Source organism: Microvirga lupini, from assembly GCF_014191055.1.
Taxonomy (GTDB): Bacteria; Pseudomonadota; Alphaproteobacteria; order Rhizobiales; family Beijerinckiaceae; genus Microvirga; species Microvirga lupini_A.
In genome coordinates this window covers 194,441-209,970 of the sequence record NZ_JACHWB010000001.1, presented here as the reverse complement: position 1 = coordinate 209,970, position 15,530 = coordinate 194,441, and the positions used below count along the sequence as shown (strand labels likewise).

Genomic DNA, 15,530 nt, shown 5'->3' with positions numbered 1-15,530 from the left:
GTCGCGCATGTCCGCCGCACAGGGGGAAGCCGCCGCGCTTCCCACAGCCCCGACCCCGGTTTTCATGGCGACGAACCTTCTCGTCTGCTCGATGCTGTGGTCCACATCCTTCCTGTTCATCAAGCTGAGCGGAAGCATAAACCCCTTCGTGCTGGCCTCCATCCGCGGCCTCATCGGGGCGTCCGCCCTGGCCTTGTGGTTCGCCGTGCAGGCCAAGAGCTTCCGCCCCGACCATGGCCAATGGCACCATTGGGTGATCCTCGGCGCACTCAACGGCTGGATCCCGAACGTCCTGACGGCCCATGCGCTGACCCAGATCGGGACTGCTCCGGCGGCCATGATTCAGGCCTCAGGGCCGCTCATCGTCGCGGTTCTCTCGCACCTGCTTTACGCGGACGAGCGGCTGACCCCGCGGCGCTTCATGGGCGTTGTCGTCGGCCTTGCCGGTATGGGCATTCTCATCGGACCCGCCGCCCTGCCGGACAGCGGCATCAGCCCCTGGGGCGTGCTGATCATGGTGGCGACCGCTCTCAGCTATGCCTCCGCGAACATATACGTCCGCTCAATCAAGCATGCGGACCCGGCCCGCCTCGCTCTCGGTCAGCAGATCTGTTCCGCCCTTCCGGCGACTGCACTGGCGCTCGTCGTTGCAGGCCCGTCCGCCTTCGCTGCCGTTCCGAACAGCGCGGCTTCGCTCCTGGCGCTCGGCATCGTCTCGACCGCCCTGCCGATCCTACTCTTCATGCGGCTCATCCGCCGCGCCGGCCCGACACGGGCCTCGATGGTCGGATATCTCCAGCCGGTCTGGACGGCGACCCTTGCCGTCCTCTTCCTCAACGAGAGCATCGGTCTGCGTGAGATGATCGGCGGCGCCGTGGTGCTCTCCGGCGTCGCGCTTGTGTCGTTGAGCGGACGGATCAGATCAATTCGCTGAGCATGGCACGCGTCTCGGGCGGGATTTCCACCGGGCGCTGGGTTTCACGATCCACATAGACATGAACGAAGTGCCCCTGCGCGGCCGCCGCTTGAGCGGCATGCTTGAAGATCCCGATCCGATAGCGCACGGATGATCGCCCAAGATGCGCCACAGCAATCCCGGCCTCCAGCGCCTCCGGAAAGGCGACGCTCTCGAAATAGGTGCAGCCCGACTCGACCACGAGGCCGATGACGGAACTCTCGGCAATGGAGAGCAGCCCCTTCTCGACGAGCCAGCCGTTCACCGCCGAGTCGAAATACGAGTAGTAATGCACGTTGTTCACGTGCCCATAGGCATCGTTGTCCATCCAGCGGGTGGCGATGGGGCGAAACAGCTTGAATTCCGAGCGGCTGGGGCGCGAGGGGCGGTCTGACATCGTGCTCTTCACCACGCCGCTTCGTAGATCGCGCGCGCATCGTCCAGCGTGAGCGGACGCGGGTTGTTCACGAGAAGCCGCGTCTGCTTCATGGCATCTTCGGCCATCATCGGCACGGCTTCCTGCGGAATGCCCACATCGCGTAGGCGCGGCTGAAGCCCGACCTTCGTGCAGAGAGAGGCCAGCGCCTCGACGAAGGCCGATCCCGTCGCATGGCCTTCGAGGTCGGGGAAGGTATAAGGGGCGAGCTCGGCATAGGAACGCTCGCAGGCGCTCGCGTTGAAGCGCAGCACATGCGGCAGCACGAGAGCGTTGGAGAGCCCGTGGGGGATGCCGAAATGCCCGCCAATGGGATAGGCCAGCGCATGGACGGCGGCGACCGGAGAATTGGCGAAGGCCTGACCCGCCAGCATGGAGCCCAGCAGCATGGCCGAGCGCGCTTCGACATCTTGCCCCTGATGCACCGCGCGCTCGATATTGCGCCCGAGCAGGCGAAGCGCCTCCTTGGCGAGCGCCTGCGAGACCGGATTGTTGTTGGCGCTCGTCGAGGTGAAGGCCTCGATGGCATGCACCATCGCGTCGATGCCAGTGGCCGCCGTCACATGGGGCGGCAGGTTGAGGGTGAGATCCGGATCGAGCAACGCGATGTCGGGGATGATGAGCGGCGACACCACGCCCTTCTTCTCGTGCGCACCGGTGGTCACGATGGAGATCGGCGTTACCTCCGATCCGGTGCCTGCCGTGGTGGGGATGGCGAGCAGCGGCAGACGCGGTCCTTTTGCGACTCCCACGCCGTAGATGTCGGACAGGGCCTCGCCGCTGGCGGCCAGCAGCGCCACGAGTTTCGCCACGTCGATGGAGGAGCCGCCGCCGAAGCCGATCACGGCCCTGGCGTCAAAAGCCTTGGCTTTCGCTACGGCAGCCAGCACCACGTCTTCCGGCGGATCGGCCACGACCGCATCGAACACGTCGACGGCAATGCCGGCCTCCTCGAGGGCGTGAAGAGCCGGTTCGATGAGTCCGACCTTCACGAGCCCGGCATCGGTGACCAGAGCCACTCTGGGGCCGAGTTGCCGGGCGACGATTTCTCCAAGGCGCGCGATGCTGCCGGAACCGAAGACGAGGGATGGGGCGGTGTTGAAGGTGAACGGCGACATGGGCTTTCCTCTGCCGCCAAACATTGCCTCGGGCGTAAGCCACCAGCAACCCGGATCCGCGAGGCCATTGGGAAATTCTAGTCCATGAATTCTTCGATAGCGTCCACCTTCTCGGGATAGAAGGCAAGATGCTCCTTGATCGCGACGACCGAGGGGAACGGCTCCTCATAGCTCCAGGCTGCATTCTCCCGCACGAGCCCGCCTCCATTGACGGTGAAATAGGAGGCGTTGCCCTTGTAGGGGCAGTGGGTGCGGTGCTCGGTGGAGTCCAGCAGGTCCATCCGTACATCCTCACGGGGGATGTACTGCACGGGCGGCAGGGTCGCCTCCTGCAGGGTGAGTGCCTGTGTGGTTTCCGCAACGATGAAGCCGCCGAGCATGACCCGGATGCGGTGCGGGTTCTGCGTGATGGTAATCGGATGATCCGGGCCGGGCTCCTTCATGGCGCTTCCTTCTCCAAGTCAGGTCCTCTGGAGAATGAAGATAGGGCAACCTGGTTGCGCCCCAAGTCGCAAGCGGGCCGGCTACTCCTTCTCAGGTTTGGACGAGCCTTCTTTTACGCCCAGTGCATCGGCCAGCCGCACCTTGGCGGAGCCGGGGCGCAGGGGCTTCTGCTGGCTTTCGTGCGGCGTCCAGCCCGAGAGCCACACGATCTCGAAGGTCGCCGGAATGCGCCCGTCGGGCTCGCCGAAGCGCTCCGCATAGATCTCTGCCGTCCGCATCAGGGTGGCCCGCCGCAGCGGGGTCCGGCGACGGTCGTTCAGCGCATTGGCCAACCCCATCTGGCGCAGGTCGCGCATGAGCGCGAAGGCATTGGCATAGCGAACCCGGACGATATCGGAATCCGTCACCGGCAGGGCAAAGCCCGCACGCTGAAGCAGGCCACCAATGTCGCGCAGATCCGCGAAGGGCGCGACGCGGGGGCTCACGCCGCCCTCCATCTCCGATTCGGCCTGCGTCAGCGACTGTCGCAATTCGGCGAGCGTGCTCCCGCCGAGCAGCGCTCCAATAAAGAGACCGTCCGGCTTGAGGGCGCGGCGGATCTGGATGAGCGAGCCCGGCAAATCGTTGACGGAATGCAGGGCCATAAGGGACACGGCGAGATCGAAGCGCTCGCCGGAAAATGGCAGCCGCTCCTCGTCGCCCAGGATGCTCCCCGGCTCCGGCACAGGCGACAGCCGGATCACCGTCCCGACGCGCCCGCTCCGGCGCAAGATCTCCGCCGCGGCTGGCGTGGGGGTGCCTATGTCGAGGGCAAGCGGGAACTCCCGCAGCACGGCCGAGAGCCGCTCCTCCAGGTCCTCGACGGCGCGGACCAGCAGGAAATCGGCATAGCCCTGGTGCAGCGCGCGCGACAGGCGGCGGCGGACGAGGGGGCGGTCGAAGACGAGGGGCGTGCTCATGAGGCGCTGGATATGGCGTGCGCCGGCTCAGGAACCAAGAACTTTTTGGCCCATCCGACAGGGAGGTGGCAGGACATAGCTCATCGGCTAAGCTTCGCGCATGAGTGAGCCTCTCGACGCCGAGCCGATCCAACCCCGCGCCAGCTTCCGCCAGGGAGCGCGGGAGGCCTGGCGCTCGGCGCTCGGCCTTCTCTACCCGCCAACCTGCATCGTCTGCCAGGCCGCCACGGGGGAGCCCCACTCGCTCTGCGCCACATGCTGGTCGAGCGTGCGCTTCATCGAACGCCCCTATTGCGAGCGGCTCGGAACGCCGTTTTCCGTCGATCTCGGCCAGCCGCTGCTCTCACCGGCGGCCATCGCCGATCCGCCGGTGTTTCAGCGGGCCCGGGCCGTTTCCGAATATGACGGCACCGCGAGCCTTCTCGTTCATCGCCTGAAGTACAACGACCGGCTTGAGCTCGCCCGGGCGCTGGGCAGGATGATGACGCGGGCCGGGGCGGAGCTGCTGGCGGACGCGGACGTGATCGTGCCCGTGCCGCTGCACCGCTGGCGGCTCTGGTGGCGACGCTTCAACCAGGCGATGGCGCTGGGGAAGGCTGTCTCGGATGAGAGCGGCGTGCCCTGCGATCCGTTCCTGCTCGGTCGCATCAAGCGCACCCGCCGGCAGGTGGGGCTCACCAAGGTGCAGCGGCAGGAGAACCTGCAGGGCGCTTTCCGGGTGCCGGCAGAGGCCAAGGCGCGGCTGCGGGGCAAGCGGGTGCTCCTCGTCGACGATGTGCTGACCACCGGCTCCACGGCCAATGCCGCCTCCCGGGCGCTCCTGCGCGGCGGGGCGGCCTCCGTGGACATTCTGGCCTTCGCCCGTGTGGTGAAGGAGTTGTGACGAAGGCGCAAAGCTTCCTATATCTTCCCGACCACAGGAGATTGTCCGACCATGCCTTCCATCACGATCTACACCAAGGGCTGGTGCCCCTATTGCTCGGCCGCCAAGAAGCTTCTCAATGAGAAAGGCGCCGCGTTCACCGAGATCGACATCGAGAAGAAGCCCGAAGCCAGGGCCGAGATGATCCAGAAGGCCAAGGGCCGCTCTACGGTGCCGCAGATCTTCATCGGCGAAAGGCATGTCGGCGGCTGCGATGACCTGTATGATCTTGATGACAGGGGCCAGCTTGAGCCGCTATTGCAGGCCTGACGGAGACCGAGATTCATGAACCCGACCCGCTTCACCGCCGCCTGCATCCAGATGCGCTCCGGGCGCGACATTCTCAAGAACCGTGACGCTGCTGTGGCCCTCGTGCGCCAGGCGGCGGATCAGGGTGCGCATTTTGCTCAGACGCCGGAGATGACGTCGCTCGTCTGCCGCGACCGTGACGAACTATTCTCCAAGGTCGGGCCGGAGGCGCAAGATCCGGTGCTGGCCGCCTTGCGCGACGTGGCGCGGGAGCGGGGCATCGTCGTGCACATCGGCTCCATCGCGGTCAAGGAAGGCGACAAGGTCGCCAATCGGGCCTTCCTGATCGACGCGAGCGGCGAAGTGGTTGCCTCCTACGACAAGATCCACCTCTACGACGTGGACCTGCCGAACGGCGAGAGCTGGCGCGAATCGGCCACCTATACGGGCGGCGCCTCAGCGCTGGCGGTCGAAACGCCATGGGGCTATCTCGGCATGACCATCTGCTACGACGTGCGCTTTGCCGCCCTCTACAAGGCGCTGGCCGAGAATGGCGCTTCCTTCCTGTCGGCGCCGGCTGCCTTCACCAAGCAGACGGGCGAGGCGCACTGGCACGTGCTGCACCGAGCCAGGGCCATCGAGACAGGCTCCTTCATGATCTCCGCCGCGCAGGGCGGACTGCATGAGGACGGGCGCGAGACCTACGGCCATTCGTTGATCGTCGATCCCTGGGGTCGCATTCTGGCGGAAGGCGGCACGGAGCCTGGCGCGTTCCTGGCCGAGATCGACACCGCCCTGGTGGCGGAGGTGCGCGGGCGCATCCCGACCCTCAAGAACGCCCGCCCCTTCAAGGTCGAGGTCGTGCCCGCCATCGAGACGGATCGGGCAGCCATCGCCTGATCCCCTTCCCTTTCCGAGCCTGAATCCTTACGTCTTCAAGGACATGATCAAGTACGCCCTGGCCTGCGAGCAGGCCCACGAGTTCGAGAGCTGGTTTCCCTCAAGCGACGCGTTCGAGACGCAGCGCAAGCGTGGGTTCGTGACCTGCCCGTTCTGCAACTCCGCCAAGGTCGAGAAGCAGATCATGGCGCCGTCCGTCGCGCGCACGGACAAAACGCCGGATGCACCGGCTCCTGAGCCGCAGGCCGTCGCGGTTCTCTCCGATCGGGAACGCGAATTGCGAGCCGCCCTGAGGGCGCTTCGCGAGCACGTGATGAAGAACGCCGAGAACGTGGGCAAGGATTTCGTCGAAGAAGCGCGCAAGATGCATTTCGGCGAGACGGAGGAGCGTTCGATCTATGGCGAGGCGGATCTCGCCGAGGCCAGGGCGCTCCTGGAGGAGGGCATTGACGTGCTTCCCCTGCCCGTCGTGCCCGACGACCGGAACTAGCCGTCACGCTTCAGGATTACGCCTCATCGGTTCAAATCGACACGAGGCGTTCCTTGGCGGTTTTCTTCACCAGCGACACCCATTTCGGCGATCCCAGGGTGCTGCGCATCGACAAGCGTCCGTTCAAGACGATCCCCGAGCATGACGAAGCGCTCATAGCCAATTGGAACGAGGTCGTCTCACCCGACGACGAGGCCTGGCACCTGGGCGACTTCGCCCTGCATGTGCGGCCGGAGCGGATCGACGAACTGCTCGGACTTCTCAACGGCCGCAAGCATCTGATCACCGGCAACAATGACGGCGCGGCGACCCTCGCCGCCAAGGGTTGGGAGAGCGTCCAGACTTATGCCGAACTGATGCTCGACGGCCATGCTCTCGTGATGTGCCATTACGCCTTCCGCACCTGGAAGAACATGGGCCGCGGCTGGATCGACCTGCACGGCCACTCCCATGGCAAGCTCAAGCCCCAGACCCGGCAGTACGATGTGGGCGTGGATGCCTGGAACTACCGGCCCATCACTCTCGAGACGATCCTCAGCACGAGGCGCAGGCGCGCGGCTGCCAAGACGGCCTGATCCAGCAGAGTTGCTCCTGGTTTTGTGACTGGACCGACGTATTTGCGAGACTTTATCCGAACCATTCGCCCGAGGGCCTGTTGGGGTTGGAAGGAGACACGGATGGATCTGCCGAAGAGCGACCTGAAGCCTGCGCGACGCATCTCGCTGATGCGCCGGTTCTTCGACAGCGAGGCCTCCGGCGGCATGATCCTCATGGGCGTGACGGTGATCGCCCTCGTGATCGCCAACTCTCCCTTAGCCGGCGCCTATTTCGGCCTGCTCAAGACCTATGTTCTGGGCCTGAGCATCCTGCATTGGATCAACGACGCCCTCATGGCCGTGTTCTTCCTGCTGGTGGGGCTTGAGATCAAGCGCGAGATGCTGGACGGGCAGCTCTCCACCTGGCCGCGTCGCATTTTGCCCGGCATCGCGGCTTTCGGCGGCATGGTCGTGCCGGCACTGGTCTATCTCGCCATCACCTGGAACGAGCCGCATCTGCGCCACGGCTGGGCGATCCCGGCCGCCACCGACATCGCCTTTGCCCTCGGTGTCCTGGCGATCCTCGGCTCCAGGGTGCCGACCTCCCTCAAGATCTTCCTGACGGCGCTGGCGATCCTCGATGACCTCGGCGCGATCATCATCATCGCGTTGTTCTACACCAGCGACCTGTCGCTGATGATGCTGGGCGCAGCCGCCCTCTGCCTCGTCGTGCTCGTCGCCTTCAACCGTTTCGGAGTTGTGTCGCTCCTGCCTTATCTCGCCGTCGGTGCGGTGCTGTGGTTCTTCGTCCTCAAATCAGGCATCCACGCCACGCTCGCGGGTGTCGCGCTCGCGCTCACCATCCCGCTCCATGCCAATCCAAAGAAGACGCGGACGGAGGATTCGCCGCTCCACAGGCTGGAGCATGCGCTACACGGTCCTGTTGCCTACGCGATCATTCCGATCTTTGGCCTCGCCAATGCCGGCGTGTCGCTCTCTGGCCTCTCGCTGGATGCCCTCTTGAGTCCCCTGCCGCTGGGTATCGCCATGGGCCTCTTCCTTGGCAAGCAGGTGGGTGTCTATGCCTTCAGCCATGCGGCGATCCACTTCGGCCTCGCCGATGTGCCGGCAGGAGCCACGCGCGTCCAATGCTACGGCGTTGCCCTGCTCTGCGGCATCGGCTTCACCATGAGCCTGTTCATCGGTGCGCTCGCCTTCCCGGGCCAGCCGGAGCTGGGCGATGCCACCAAGATCGGCGTGCTGATGGGCTCGGCTCTCTCGGCGCTGGTGGGCTATCTGGTGCTCAGCGTTGCTCCACGGGAGCAGCCGCTCCAGCCCTCGCGGCCAGCAGCATATAATTGACGGCCGTGTCGCGGGACAGGGACCAGCTGTCCCTTAAGGGGTTGTAGGCAACGCCTGCGAGATCATGGACGGCGAAGCCCGCCGTTCGGATTGCATCGGTCAGCTCCTCGGGCGTGACGAACTTGTCCCACTCATGAGTGCCCTTGGGCAGCCAACCCAGGATGTACTCGGCCCCCACGATGGCGGACGCGAAGGAGCGCAGGGTCCGGTTGATCGTCGCCATGGCGAGAGCCCCGCCCGGCTTCACGGCCTGGACGCAGGCATTCACGAAGGCCTGCCTGTCAGCCACATGCTCGACCACCTCCATGGCGAGCACCATGTCGAAGGTCTCACCCCGGGCGACCACCGCCTCCACCGTCTCGTTGCGGTAATCGACGGCCACCCCTGCACGCTCCGCATGGAGCCGGGCGACGGAGATGTTCGTGGGCGCCGGATCAAGCCCCGTCACCGTTGCTCCCAGGCGCGCGAGCGGCTCGGAGAGCACGCCTCCGCCGCAGCCCACGTCGAGGATGGAGATCCCCTCCAGGGAGCGCGCCGAGCGCGGGTCGCGCCCGAAGCGACGGCAGGCTTCGTCGCGGATATAGGCCAGACGCACCGGATTGAACTTGTGCAGGACCTTCATGGGGCCCTTCGGATCCCACCAGGTCTCGGCGATCTTGTCGAAACGGGCGACCTCGGCGGGGTCGATGGTGGTGGATGCGCCGTGGGTCATCGGAGCCTGATTCCTTAGGACGAAGAAATGATTCCCGCGCGTTGACAGGGCGCGGCCCTACCGTCATGTATACGCGCCTTTCGCGCCGCGAAGGGCAAAATTTTCCCTGAACCCTTAACGGCCTTCTTCCCCCATGCCCCGTCTCGTCATGAAGTTCGGCGGAACATCCGTCGCCACCGTAGAGCGCATCCGCAACGTGGCCCGGCATGTGAAACGCGAGGTCGAGGCCGGCTATGACGTGGCCGTGGTGGTATCCGCCATGGCGGGCAAGACCAATGAGCTCGTCGGCTGGGTCAAGGAGGCCTCCGCCCTCTACGATTCACGAGAATACGACGTGGTCGTCGCCTCCGGCGAGCAGGTGACCTCGGGTCTCCTTTCGCTCGCCTTGCAGGAGATGGGGCTCAAGGCCCGCTCCTGGCAGGGCTGGCAGATCCCGATCATGACCTCGGACGCCCATGGCTCGGCCCGCATCGCCGCCATCGACGGCACCGGGATCGTCAAGGGCTTCACCGATTCCAGGGAGGTCGCCGTCGTGTCCGGCTTCCAGGGCATGCATCAGCCCACAGGCCGCATCACGACGCTCGGCCGCGGCGGCTCCGACACCAGCGCTGTAGCGCTGGCCGCTGCCATTCAGGCCGAGCGCTGCGACATCTATACGGACGTCGACGGCGTCTACACCACCGATCCGCGCATCGTGCCCAAGGCCCGACGCCTGGATAAGGTGTCTTACGAGGAAATGCTGGAAATGGCCTCGCTGGGGGCCAAGGTGCTTCAAGTGCGCTCGGTGGAGCTCGCCATGATGCACCGCGTTCCGACCTATGTGCGCTCCAGCTTCGACGACCCTGCCGATCCCAAGCTCGGCACCCTCATCTGCGACGAGGAAGACATCATGGAACAGCAGATTGTCACGGGCATCGCCTATTCGCGCGACGAAGCCCAGATTACGCTGCGGGACATTGCCGACAAGCCGGGCATCGCGGCCTCGATCTTCGTGCCCCTGGCCGAGGCCAACATCAACGTGGACATGATCATCCAGGTGGTGTCGGACAACGCAGCCACCACGGACCTGACCTTCACGGTGCCAACCGCCGATTACGAGCGGGCCTGCGCGATCCTGAATGAGCACAGGGCCGAGATCGCCTTCAAGGAGCTCCAGGGCGCGACCGACGTGGTGAAGGTCTCAGCCATCGGCGTCGGCATGCGCAGCCATGCGGGCGTGGCCGCCCGGGCTTTCAAAGCCTTGGCCGACAAGGGCATCAACATCCGGGCGATCACCACGTCCGAGATTAAATTCTCGGTCCTGATCGAATCGGCCTATACGGAGCTTGCGGTTCGCACGCTCCACTCGCTATACGGCCTTGATCAAGCCTGATTGACGAGGGATTGGTCGGGCTGCGACAGTGAACCTGCCGGCCGCCGGTCCGCCCTGCCGGCCCTGATAGGACGGGAACAGAGAAGCTCATGCCAAGCGCTCCCGGCGGTCCGCGCCTCCTGCTGCGCCGCCTCCGCGAGATCATGGCGGAGCCGGTCGGGGCGCAGGACCGTCTCGACAAGATCGTCACCCAGATCGCCGCCAACATGGTGGCGGAGGTGTGCTCCGTCTATGTCATGCGCGGCGACGGCGTGCTCGAGCTCTTCGCCACCGAAGGCCTGAACCGGGAGGCCGTCCACCTCACTGTCATGCGCTCGGGCGAGGGCCTCGTCGGTCTCATTGCCTCGACGGCAGAACCCCTGGCCCTGTCCGACGCCCAAAGCCACCCGGCCTTCTCCTACAAGCCGGAGACGGGCGAAGAGATCTATCACGCCTTCCTGGGCGTGCCCCTGCTGCGCGCCGGCAATACGCTCGGCGTTCTCGTCGTCCAGAACCGCACTTACCGGGTCTACACCGAGGAAGAGGTCGAGGCCCTTCAGACCACCGCCATGGTGGTGGCCGAGATGCTTGCCACGGGCGAGCTGCAGGCCCTGGCGCCGGTCGAGACCGGCATTGCCCTTCGCCGGCCCGTCTACCAGAAGGGCGTGGCGCTGGCCGATGGCGTGGGCCTCGGCCACGTGGTGCTTCATGAGCCGAGGGTGGTGGTCAAGAACCTCATCGCCGAGAACATCGAGGCGGAGCTGAAGCGGCTCGATGCCTCTATCGGCGAGGTGCGCCTGTCCATTGACGAGCTCATCGAGCGTGGCGATGTCGCCCATCACGGCGAGCATCGGGAGGTGCTGGAGACCTTCCGCATGTTCGCCCACGATCAGGGCTGGCTGAGGCGCATGCGCGAGGCGGTGACCTCGGGCCTGACGGCCGAAGCGGCCGTGGAACGGGTGCAGTCCGACAACCGCGCCCGCATGCTGCGCCAGACGGATCCCTATCTGCGCGAGCGCCTGCACGACCTCGACGATCTCGCCAATCGCCTGCTGCATCGGCTGGTGGGTCGGGACTTCGTCATGGAGCGCGAGAGCCTTCCCGAGAACGCCATTATCGTGGCCCGCTCCATGGGACCGGCCGCTCTGCTCGATTACGACCGCTCGCGCCTGCGCGGTCTCGTGCTCGAAGAAGGCGGACCGACGAGCCACATCGCCATCGTGGCCCGGGCGCTCGGCATCCCGGCCGTCGGTGAGGTGCCGAACGCCACCTCCCTGACCGAACCAGGCGATGCCATCATTGTGGATGGCGCCGCGGGCGAGGTGCAGATCCGGCCCAATCCGGACGTCGAAGCGGCCTATGCCGAGAAGGCGCGGCTGCGCGCGCGCCGGCAGGAGCAGTATCTCAAGCTGCGGGACGTGCCCTCCGTCACCAGAGACGGCGTCGAGGTCACCCTGCAGATCAATGCTGGCCTCGTGGTCGACCTGCCGCATCTCGCCGAGACGGGCGCTGCGGGGGTCGGCCTGTTCCGCACCGAATTGCAGTTCATGATCGCCGAGCGAATGCCCTCGGCCTCCGAGCAGCAGGCGCTCTACAGCACCGTGTTTGCGGAGGCGGGCGACCGGCCCGTCACGTTCCGGACCCTCGATATCGGCGGCGACAAGATCCTGCCCTACATGCAATCCGTCGAGGAGGAGAACCCGGCCTTGGGCTGGCGCGCCATCCGCATCGGCCTCGACCGACCGGGTCTGCTGCGCGCCCAGATCCGTGCCCTACTCAAGGCGGCCGCCGGCCGTCCCCTGAAGATCATGTTTCCGATGGTGGCGACCTGCGACGAATTCGAGCGCGCCAAGACGCTCGTGGAACGGGAAAAGGCCCATCTCGCCAACCACGGCCACCCCCTGCCGTCGGACCTGAAGCTCGGCGTGATGCTGGAGGTGCCCTCCCTCCTGTTCCAGCTCGAGGAAATCTGCGAAAGCGCCGATTTCATTTCGCTCGGCACCAACGATCTGATGCAGTTCCTCTTTGCCAGCGACCGCGAGAACCGGCGCGTGGCCGACCGCTTCGATCCCCTGAGCGCTCCCATGCTGCGGGCTCTGAACATGGTGGCGGAGCATGCCGCCGCCGCCGGCTGCCTGGCGACGGTCTGCGGCGAGGTCGGCGGACGCCCCCTTGAGGCCATGGCCCTGATCGGGCTCGGCTTTCGGTCGCTGTCCATGTCCCCGGCGGCCATCGGCCCGGTGAAGGCCATGCTGCTGGAGATGAATGTCGCGGAGGTCAGTGCCCTTATCCGCGAGGAACTGAAGAACGCCGGGGGCGGCCAGACGCTGCGCCCAAAGCTTGCCCATTTTGCGGAAACCCATGGTATTCCGGTCTGATGTCGATTGCCCCTCCTTCTGATCGCCTGAACGCTATTCTCGCCCGCCATGACATCATCACGGCGACGCTCAATGCCGGGCCCGACCCGGAGACCTTCGTCGCCCTTTCCCGCGAGCTCGCCGAGCTCGATGGAGTGGTGGAAGCCATCCGCGCCTACCGGGCCATGGAGGATAACCTGCAGGGCCTTCAGGCCATGCTCGATGATCCGTCGATGGATTCCGAGATGCGCTCGCTCGCCGAGGAGGAACTGCCTCAGGCGCGAGAGGACTTGGACAAGGCTGCCCAGGACCTGCGTCTGATGCTGCTGCCCAAGGATGAGGCGGACGAGAAGAGCGCGATTCTCGAAATCCGCGCCGGCACCGGCGGGGACGAGGCCGCCCTCTTCGCCGGCGATCTGCTGCGCATGTACACCCGCTATGCGGACCTGAAAGGCTGGAAGGTCGAGATCGTCTCCGAGAGCGAGGGAACGGCCGGCGGTTACAAGGAAGTGGTGGCCGAGATCAAGGGCCGGAGCGTGTTCGCCCGGCTCAAGTTCGAGAGCGGCGTCCACCGCGTCCAGCGCGTGCCGGATACGGAGACGCAAGGGCGCATCCACACCTCAGCCGCGACCGTCGCAGTGCTGCCGGAGGCCGAGGATGTGGACATCGTCCTCAACGATGCCGACCTGAAGATCGACACCATGCGGGCTCAAGGAGCCGGCGGCCAGCACGTGAACAAGACCGAATCGGCGATCCGCATCACCCACATCCCCACCGGCATGGTCGTGTTCGTCCAGGACGAGCGCTCCCAGCACAAGAACCGCGCCCGCGCCATGGCGCTCCTGCGCGCCCGCCTCTACGATGCCGAGCGAACCGCCAAGGACGCCGCCCGCGCGGCTGACCGCAAGGCGCAGGTGGGTTCCGGCGACCGGTCGGAGCGCATCCGCACCTACAACTTCCCGCAAGGCCGCGTCACCGACCACCGGATCAACCTGACCCTTTACAAGCTCGAGGAGGTGATGGCCGGCAACGCCCTCGACGAGTTGATCGACGCCCTCGTGACCGAGCATCAGGCGGCCCAGCTTGCCGCCCAGGACCAGGCCGCATGAGCGAGGGTAGGATCGAGGGCCTGAGTCACATCACCCTGATCACCCGTGACCTCGACCGCATGAGCGCCATCATTGAGCGGGCGCTCGGTGGCCGGGAAATCTATGCGTCAGGCAACGACACCTTCTCCCTCTCGCGGGAAAAGTTCTTCGATGTGGGCGGCCTCTGGATCGCCGTCATGGAGGGCGAGAGCCTTCCCACCCGCACCTACAACCACATCGCCTTCAAGATCCCGGCCTCCGCGATTGACGATTACCGCAAGCGGATCGAGGCGCTGGGACTGGAGATCCGCGAATCCCGGCCGCGGGTCGAGGGCGAAGGTCACTCGCTCTATTTCTACGATGACGACAACCACCTGTTCGAGCTGCACACCGGCACCCTGGACGAGCGGCTGGAACGCTATCGGCAGGGCCAAAATCCTTGAAAACCCGCGCTGAGGCCCTGAGGGAGCTGCGCCGGACCCTCACCGAGGCCGGGTTCGAGACCGCAGCCCTGGACGCCCGCCTGCTCCTCCTGGAAGCCCTTGGCATCTCGGCGACAGATCTTATCACTTCGCCTGACACACCTCTCACCGCAGAACAGTCCGACACCCTCGCCGCCTTCACGAACAGGCGCCTCGCCCACGAGCCGGTGGCCCGGATCGTCGGGGAGCGGGAGTTCTGGGGGCTGCCTTTCCGCCTCTCCCCGGAGACCTTGGTTCCCCGACCGGATACCGAAACCCTTATCGAGACTGCGCTCGCCCTTCTCCCCGATCGGCAGGCGCCGTTGAGGATCGTGGATTTCGGCACCGGCTCAGGCTGCATCCTGGTCGCCCTGCTGCATGAGCTGCCGAACGCCATCGGCCTGGGAGTTGACCTGTCCTTCGGTGCTGTTGTGACAGCTCGTGCCAATGCGGTTGGCAACCGGGTCGGCAACCGCTGCCATTTCGCCCTCTCCCGCTGGGCCGATGCGGTATCCGGCCCGTTCGACCTGATCGTCTCGAATCCGCCCTACATCGCTTCCGGCGTGATCCCGACCCTGGACGAGGAGGTGCGGGAGCACGACCCGAGGCTTGCCCTCGATGGCGGCCCCGACGGGCTGGAGCCCTACCGGATCCTCCTGGGCGAAGCGGAGCGGCTGCTGGCGGCCGGGGGGCTGCTGGTGGTGGAGATCGGCTACGATCAGGCCGAGGCTTTATCAAGCTTGGCTGCACTCCATGGCCTTGAAATCCTGAAGATCGCCTCCGATCTATCAGGTAACCCCCGCTGCATCGCCATGAAGCGATCGTGATGAACAGGATGAGGCTTTTGTGTCTCAGGGCGGGATAAAGTCGGAATTAGCCCTTGTTGGACCGGGTGGAACCCGCTAGATTCAAGCGTAGAGATCGTCCTCGGTCTAAACAAATCGGCAGTCCTTGAGGGCATGCCGGAAGACCAAACGATATCCATCGCGCAGGCAGGGGCTTTTGAACGGAACGGCCTGGCGCGATCACCTGAACCCGACACTGAAGGATGGCCAAGCCTCTTGAAGGCTATGGCTGAACGACAGACGGTTTGCCACGCGAACGGTGGGCGTCGAGCCCGTTCGTAGACCATTGGCTTGCATATCGCGTGGGCTTTTAAGAACCAGCGAGGCTCGTAGAGCGAAAATGAG

17 protein-coding genes are annotated in these 15,530 nt (G+C 65.5%); 12 read left to right on the top strand and 5 right to left on the bottom strand.

The window, feature by feature from the left end:
- Positions 1-7: 7 nt before the first annotated feature.
- Positions 8-934, top strand: coding sequence for a DMT family transporter (locus tag FHR70_RS00945; RefSeq protein WP_183446192.1), 927 nt, complete (start codon positions 8-10; stop codon positions 932-934).
- Here FHR70_RS00945 and FHR70_RS00940 read toward each other — a convergent pair.
- The 4 genes from FHR70_RS00940 to FHR70_RS00925 form a co-directional block, all read right to left on the bottom strand.
- The gene (locus tag FHR70_RS00940) at positions 918-1,352 is read right to left on the bottom strand and encodes an acyl-CoA thioesterase (RefSeq protein WP_183446190.1); all 435 of its coding nucleotides are present in this window, start codon (positions 1,350-1,352) and stop codon (positions 918-920) included. The genes FHR70_RS00945 and FHR70_RS00940 overlap by 17 nt on opposite strands.
- A gap of 8 nt (positions 1,353-1,360) precedes the next feature.
- On the bottom strand, positions 1,361-2,509 hold the full coding sequence (locus tag FHR70_RS00935; RefSeq protein WP_183446188.1) for an iron-containing alcohol dehydrogenase: 1,149 nt from the start codon (positions 2,507-2,509) through the stop codon (positions 1,361-1,363).
- 77 nt (positions 2,510-2,586) lie between these two features.
- On the bottom strand, positions 2,587-2,952 hold the full coding sequence (locus FHR70_RS00930) for a DUF427 domain-containing protein (RefSeq protein WP_183446186.1): 366 nt from the start codon (positions 2,950-2,952) through the stop codon (positions 2,587-2,589).
- An 81-nt stretch (positions 2,953-3,033) separates the two neighbouring features.
- Positions 3,034-3,912, bottom strand: coding sequence for a methyltransferase domain-containing protein (locus FHR70_RS00925; protein WP_183446184.1), 879 nt, complete (start codon positions 3,910-3,912; stop codon positions 3,034-3,036).
- 100 nt (positions 3,913-4,012) lie between these two features.
- On the opposite strand from FHR70_RS00925, the gene FHR70_RS00920 reads away from it, so the two are divergent.
- The 6 genes from FHR70_RS00920 (at position 4,013) to nhaA (ending at position 8,371) form a co-directional block, all read left to right on the top strand.
- On the top strand, positions 4,013-4,795 hold the full coding sequence (locus FHR70_RS00920; RefSeq protein WP_183446182.1) for a ComF family protein: 783 nt from the start codon (positions 4,013-4,015) through the stop codon (positions 4,793-4,795).
- A gap of 51 nt (positions 4,796-4,846) precedes the next feature.
- The gene (gene grxC, locus FHR70_RS00915; protein ID WP_183446180.1) at positions 4,847-5,104 is read left to right on the top strand and encodes a glutaredoxin 3; all 258 of its coding nucleotides are present in this window, start codon (positions 4,847-4,849) and stop codon (positions 5,102-5,104) included.
- Positions 5,105-5,119: 15 nt separating this feature from the next.
- A complete protein-coding gene (locus tag FHR70_RS00910) occupies positions 5,120-5,983 on the top strand; it encodes a carbon-nitrogen hydrolase family protein (RefSeq protein WP_183446178.1) in 864 nt (287 codons plus the stop codon).
- A 43-nt stretch (positions 5,984-6,026) separates the two neighbouring features.
- Complete coding sequence (locus FHR70_RS00905) at positions 6,027-6,473, top strand: DUF1178 family protein (protein ID WP_183446176.1); 447 nt, start codon at positions 6,027-6,029, stop codon at positions 6,471-6,473.
- Positions 6,474-6,526: 53 nt separating this feature from the next.
- Positions 6,527-7,048, top strand: coding sequence for a metallophosphoesterase family protein (locus FHR70_RS00900; protein ID WP_183446174.1), 522 nt, complete (start codon positions 6,527-6,529; stop codon positions 7,046-7,048).
- A 102-nt stretch (positions 7,049-7,150) separates the two neighbouring features.
- A complete protein-coding gene (gene nhaA, locus FHR70_RS00895; RefSeq protein ID WP_183446172.1) occupies positions 7,151-8,371 on the top strand; it encodes a Na+/H+ antiporter NhaA in 1,221 nt (406 codons plus the stop codon).
- Here the strand turns inward: nhaA and ubiG are convergent.
- On the bottom strand, positions 8,313-9,083 hold the full coding sequence (ubiG, locus tag FHR70_RS00890; protein ID WP_183446170.1) for a bifunctional 2-polyprenyl-6-hydroxyphenol methylase/3-demethylubiquinol 3-O-methyltransferase UbiG: 771 nt from the start codon (positions 9,081-9,083) through the stop codon (positions 8,313-8,315). The two genes, nhaA and ubiG, sit on opposite strands and share 59 nt — an antisense overlap.
- A 133-nt stretch (positions 9,084-9,216) precedes the next feature.
- On the opposite strand from ubiG, the gene FHR70_RS00885 reads away from it, so the two are divergent.
- From FHR70_RS00885 to prmC, 5 genes are all read left to right on the top strand, one after another.
- Complete coding sequence (locus FHR70_RS00885) at positions 9,217-10,455, top strand: aspartate kinase (RefSeq protein WP_183446167.1); 1,239 nt, start codon at positions 9,217-9,219, stop codon at positions 10,453-10,455.
- Positions 10,456-10,544: 89 nt separating this feature from the next.
- Positions 10,545-12,812, top strand: coding sequence for a phosphoenolpyruvate--protein phosphotransferase (gene ptsP / locus FHR70_RS00880; protein WP_183446165.1), 2,268 nt, complete (start codon positions 10,545-10,547; stop codon positions 12,810-12,812).
- The gene (gene prfA, locus FHR70_RS00875; RefSeq protein ID WP_183446164.1) at positions 12,812-13,900 is read left to right on the top strand and encodes a peptide chain release factor 1; all 1,089 of its coding nucleotides are present in this window, start codon (positions 12,812-12,814) and stop codon (positions 13,898-13,900) included. Before ptsP ends, prfA begins: the two co-directional genes overlap by 1 nt.
- Complete coding sequence (gene fosX, locus FHR70_RS00870) at positions 13,897-14,322, top strand: FosX/FosE/FosI family fosfomycin resistance hydrolase (RefSeq protein ID WP_183446162.1); 426 nt, start codon at positions 13,897-13,899, stop codon at positions 14,320-14,322. The genes prfA and fosX overlap by 4 nt, the downstream gene beginning before the upstream one ends.
- Positions 14,319-15,167 (top strand): peptide chain release factor N(5)-glutamine methyltransferase, encoded by an 849-nt coding sequence (gene prmC / locus FHR70_RS00865; RefSeq protein ID WP_183446160.1) that lies wholly within the window; start codon positions 14,319-14,321, stop codon positions 15,165-15,167. Before fosX ends, prmC begins: the two co-directional genes overlap by 4 nt.
- Positions 15,168-15,530 lie beyond the last annotated feature (363 nt).

Bases quoted from the DNA above. Each gene is read 5' to 3' on its own strand.
- FHR70_RS00940 (WP_183446190.1), bottom strand. From the start codon at position 1,352: ATGTCAGACCGCCCCTCGCGCCCCAGCCGCTCGGAATTCAAGCTGTTT.
- FHR70_RS00910 (WP_183446178.1), top strand. From the start codon at position 5,120: ATGAACCCGACCCGCTTCACCGCCGCCTGCATCCAGATGCGCTCCGGG.
- FHR70_RS00930 (WP_183446186.1), bottom strand. From the start codon at position 2,952: ATGAAGGAGCCCGGCCCGGATCATCCGATTACCATCACGCAGAACCCG.
- FHR70_RS00945 (WP_183446192.1), top strand. From the start codon at position 8: ATGTCCGCCGCACAGGGGGAAGCCGCCGCGCTTCCCACAGCCCCGACC.
- grxC (WP_183446180.1), top strand. From the start codon at position 4,847: ATGCCTTCCATCACGATCTACACCAAGGGCTGGTGCCCCTATTGCTCG.
- FHR70_RS00885 (WP_183446167.1), top strand. From the start codon at position 9,217: ATGCCCCGTCTCGTCATGAAGTTCGGCGGAACATCCGTCGCCACCGTA.
- ubiG (WP_183446170.1), bottom strand. From the start codon at position 9,083: ATGACCCACGGCGCATCCACCACCATCGACCCCGCCGAGGTCGCCCGT.
- FHR70_RS00905 (WP_183446176.1), top strand. From the start codon at position 6,027: ATGATCAAGTACGCCCTGGCCTGCGAGCAGGCCCACGAGTTCGAGAGC.
- FHR70_RS00935 (WP_183446188.1), bottom strand. From the start codon at position 2,509: ATGTCGCCGTTCACCTTCAACACCGCCCCATCCCTCGTCTTCGGTTCC.
- ptsP (WP_183446165.1), top strand. From the start codon at position 10,545: ATGCCAAGCGCTCCCGGCGGTCCGCGCCTCCTGCTGCGCCGCCTCCGC.
- prfA (WP_183446164.1), top strand. From the start codon at position 12,812: ATGTCGATTGCCCCTCCTTCTGATCGCCTGAACGCTATTCTCGCCCGC.
- nhaA (WP_183446172.1), top strand. From the start codon at position 7,151: ATGGATCTGCCGAAGAGCGACCTGAAGCCTGCGCGACGCATCTCGCTG.
- FHR70_RS00925 (WP_183446184.1), bottom strand. From the start codon at position 3,912: ATGAGCACGCCCCTCGTCTTCGACCGCCCCCTCGTCCGCCGCCGCCTG.
- FHR70_RS00920 (WP_183446182.1), top strand. From the start codon at position 4,013: ATGAGTGAGCCTCTCGACGCCGAGCCGATCCAACCCCGCGCCAGCTTC.
- fosX (WP_183446162.1), top strand. From the start codon at position 13,897: ATGAGCGAGGGTAGGATCGAGGGCCTGAGTCACATCACCCTGATCACC.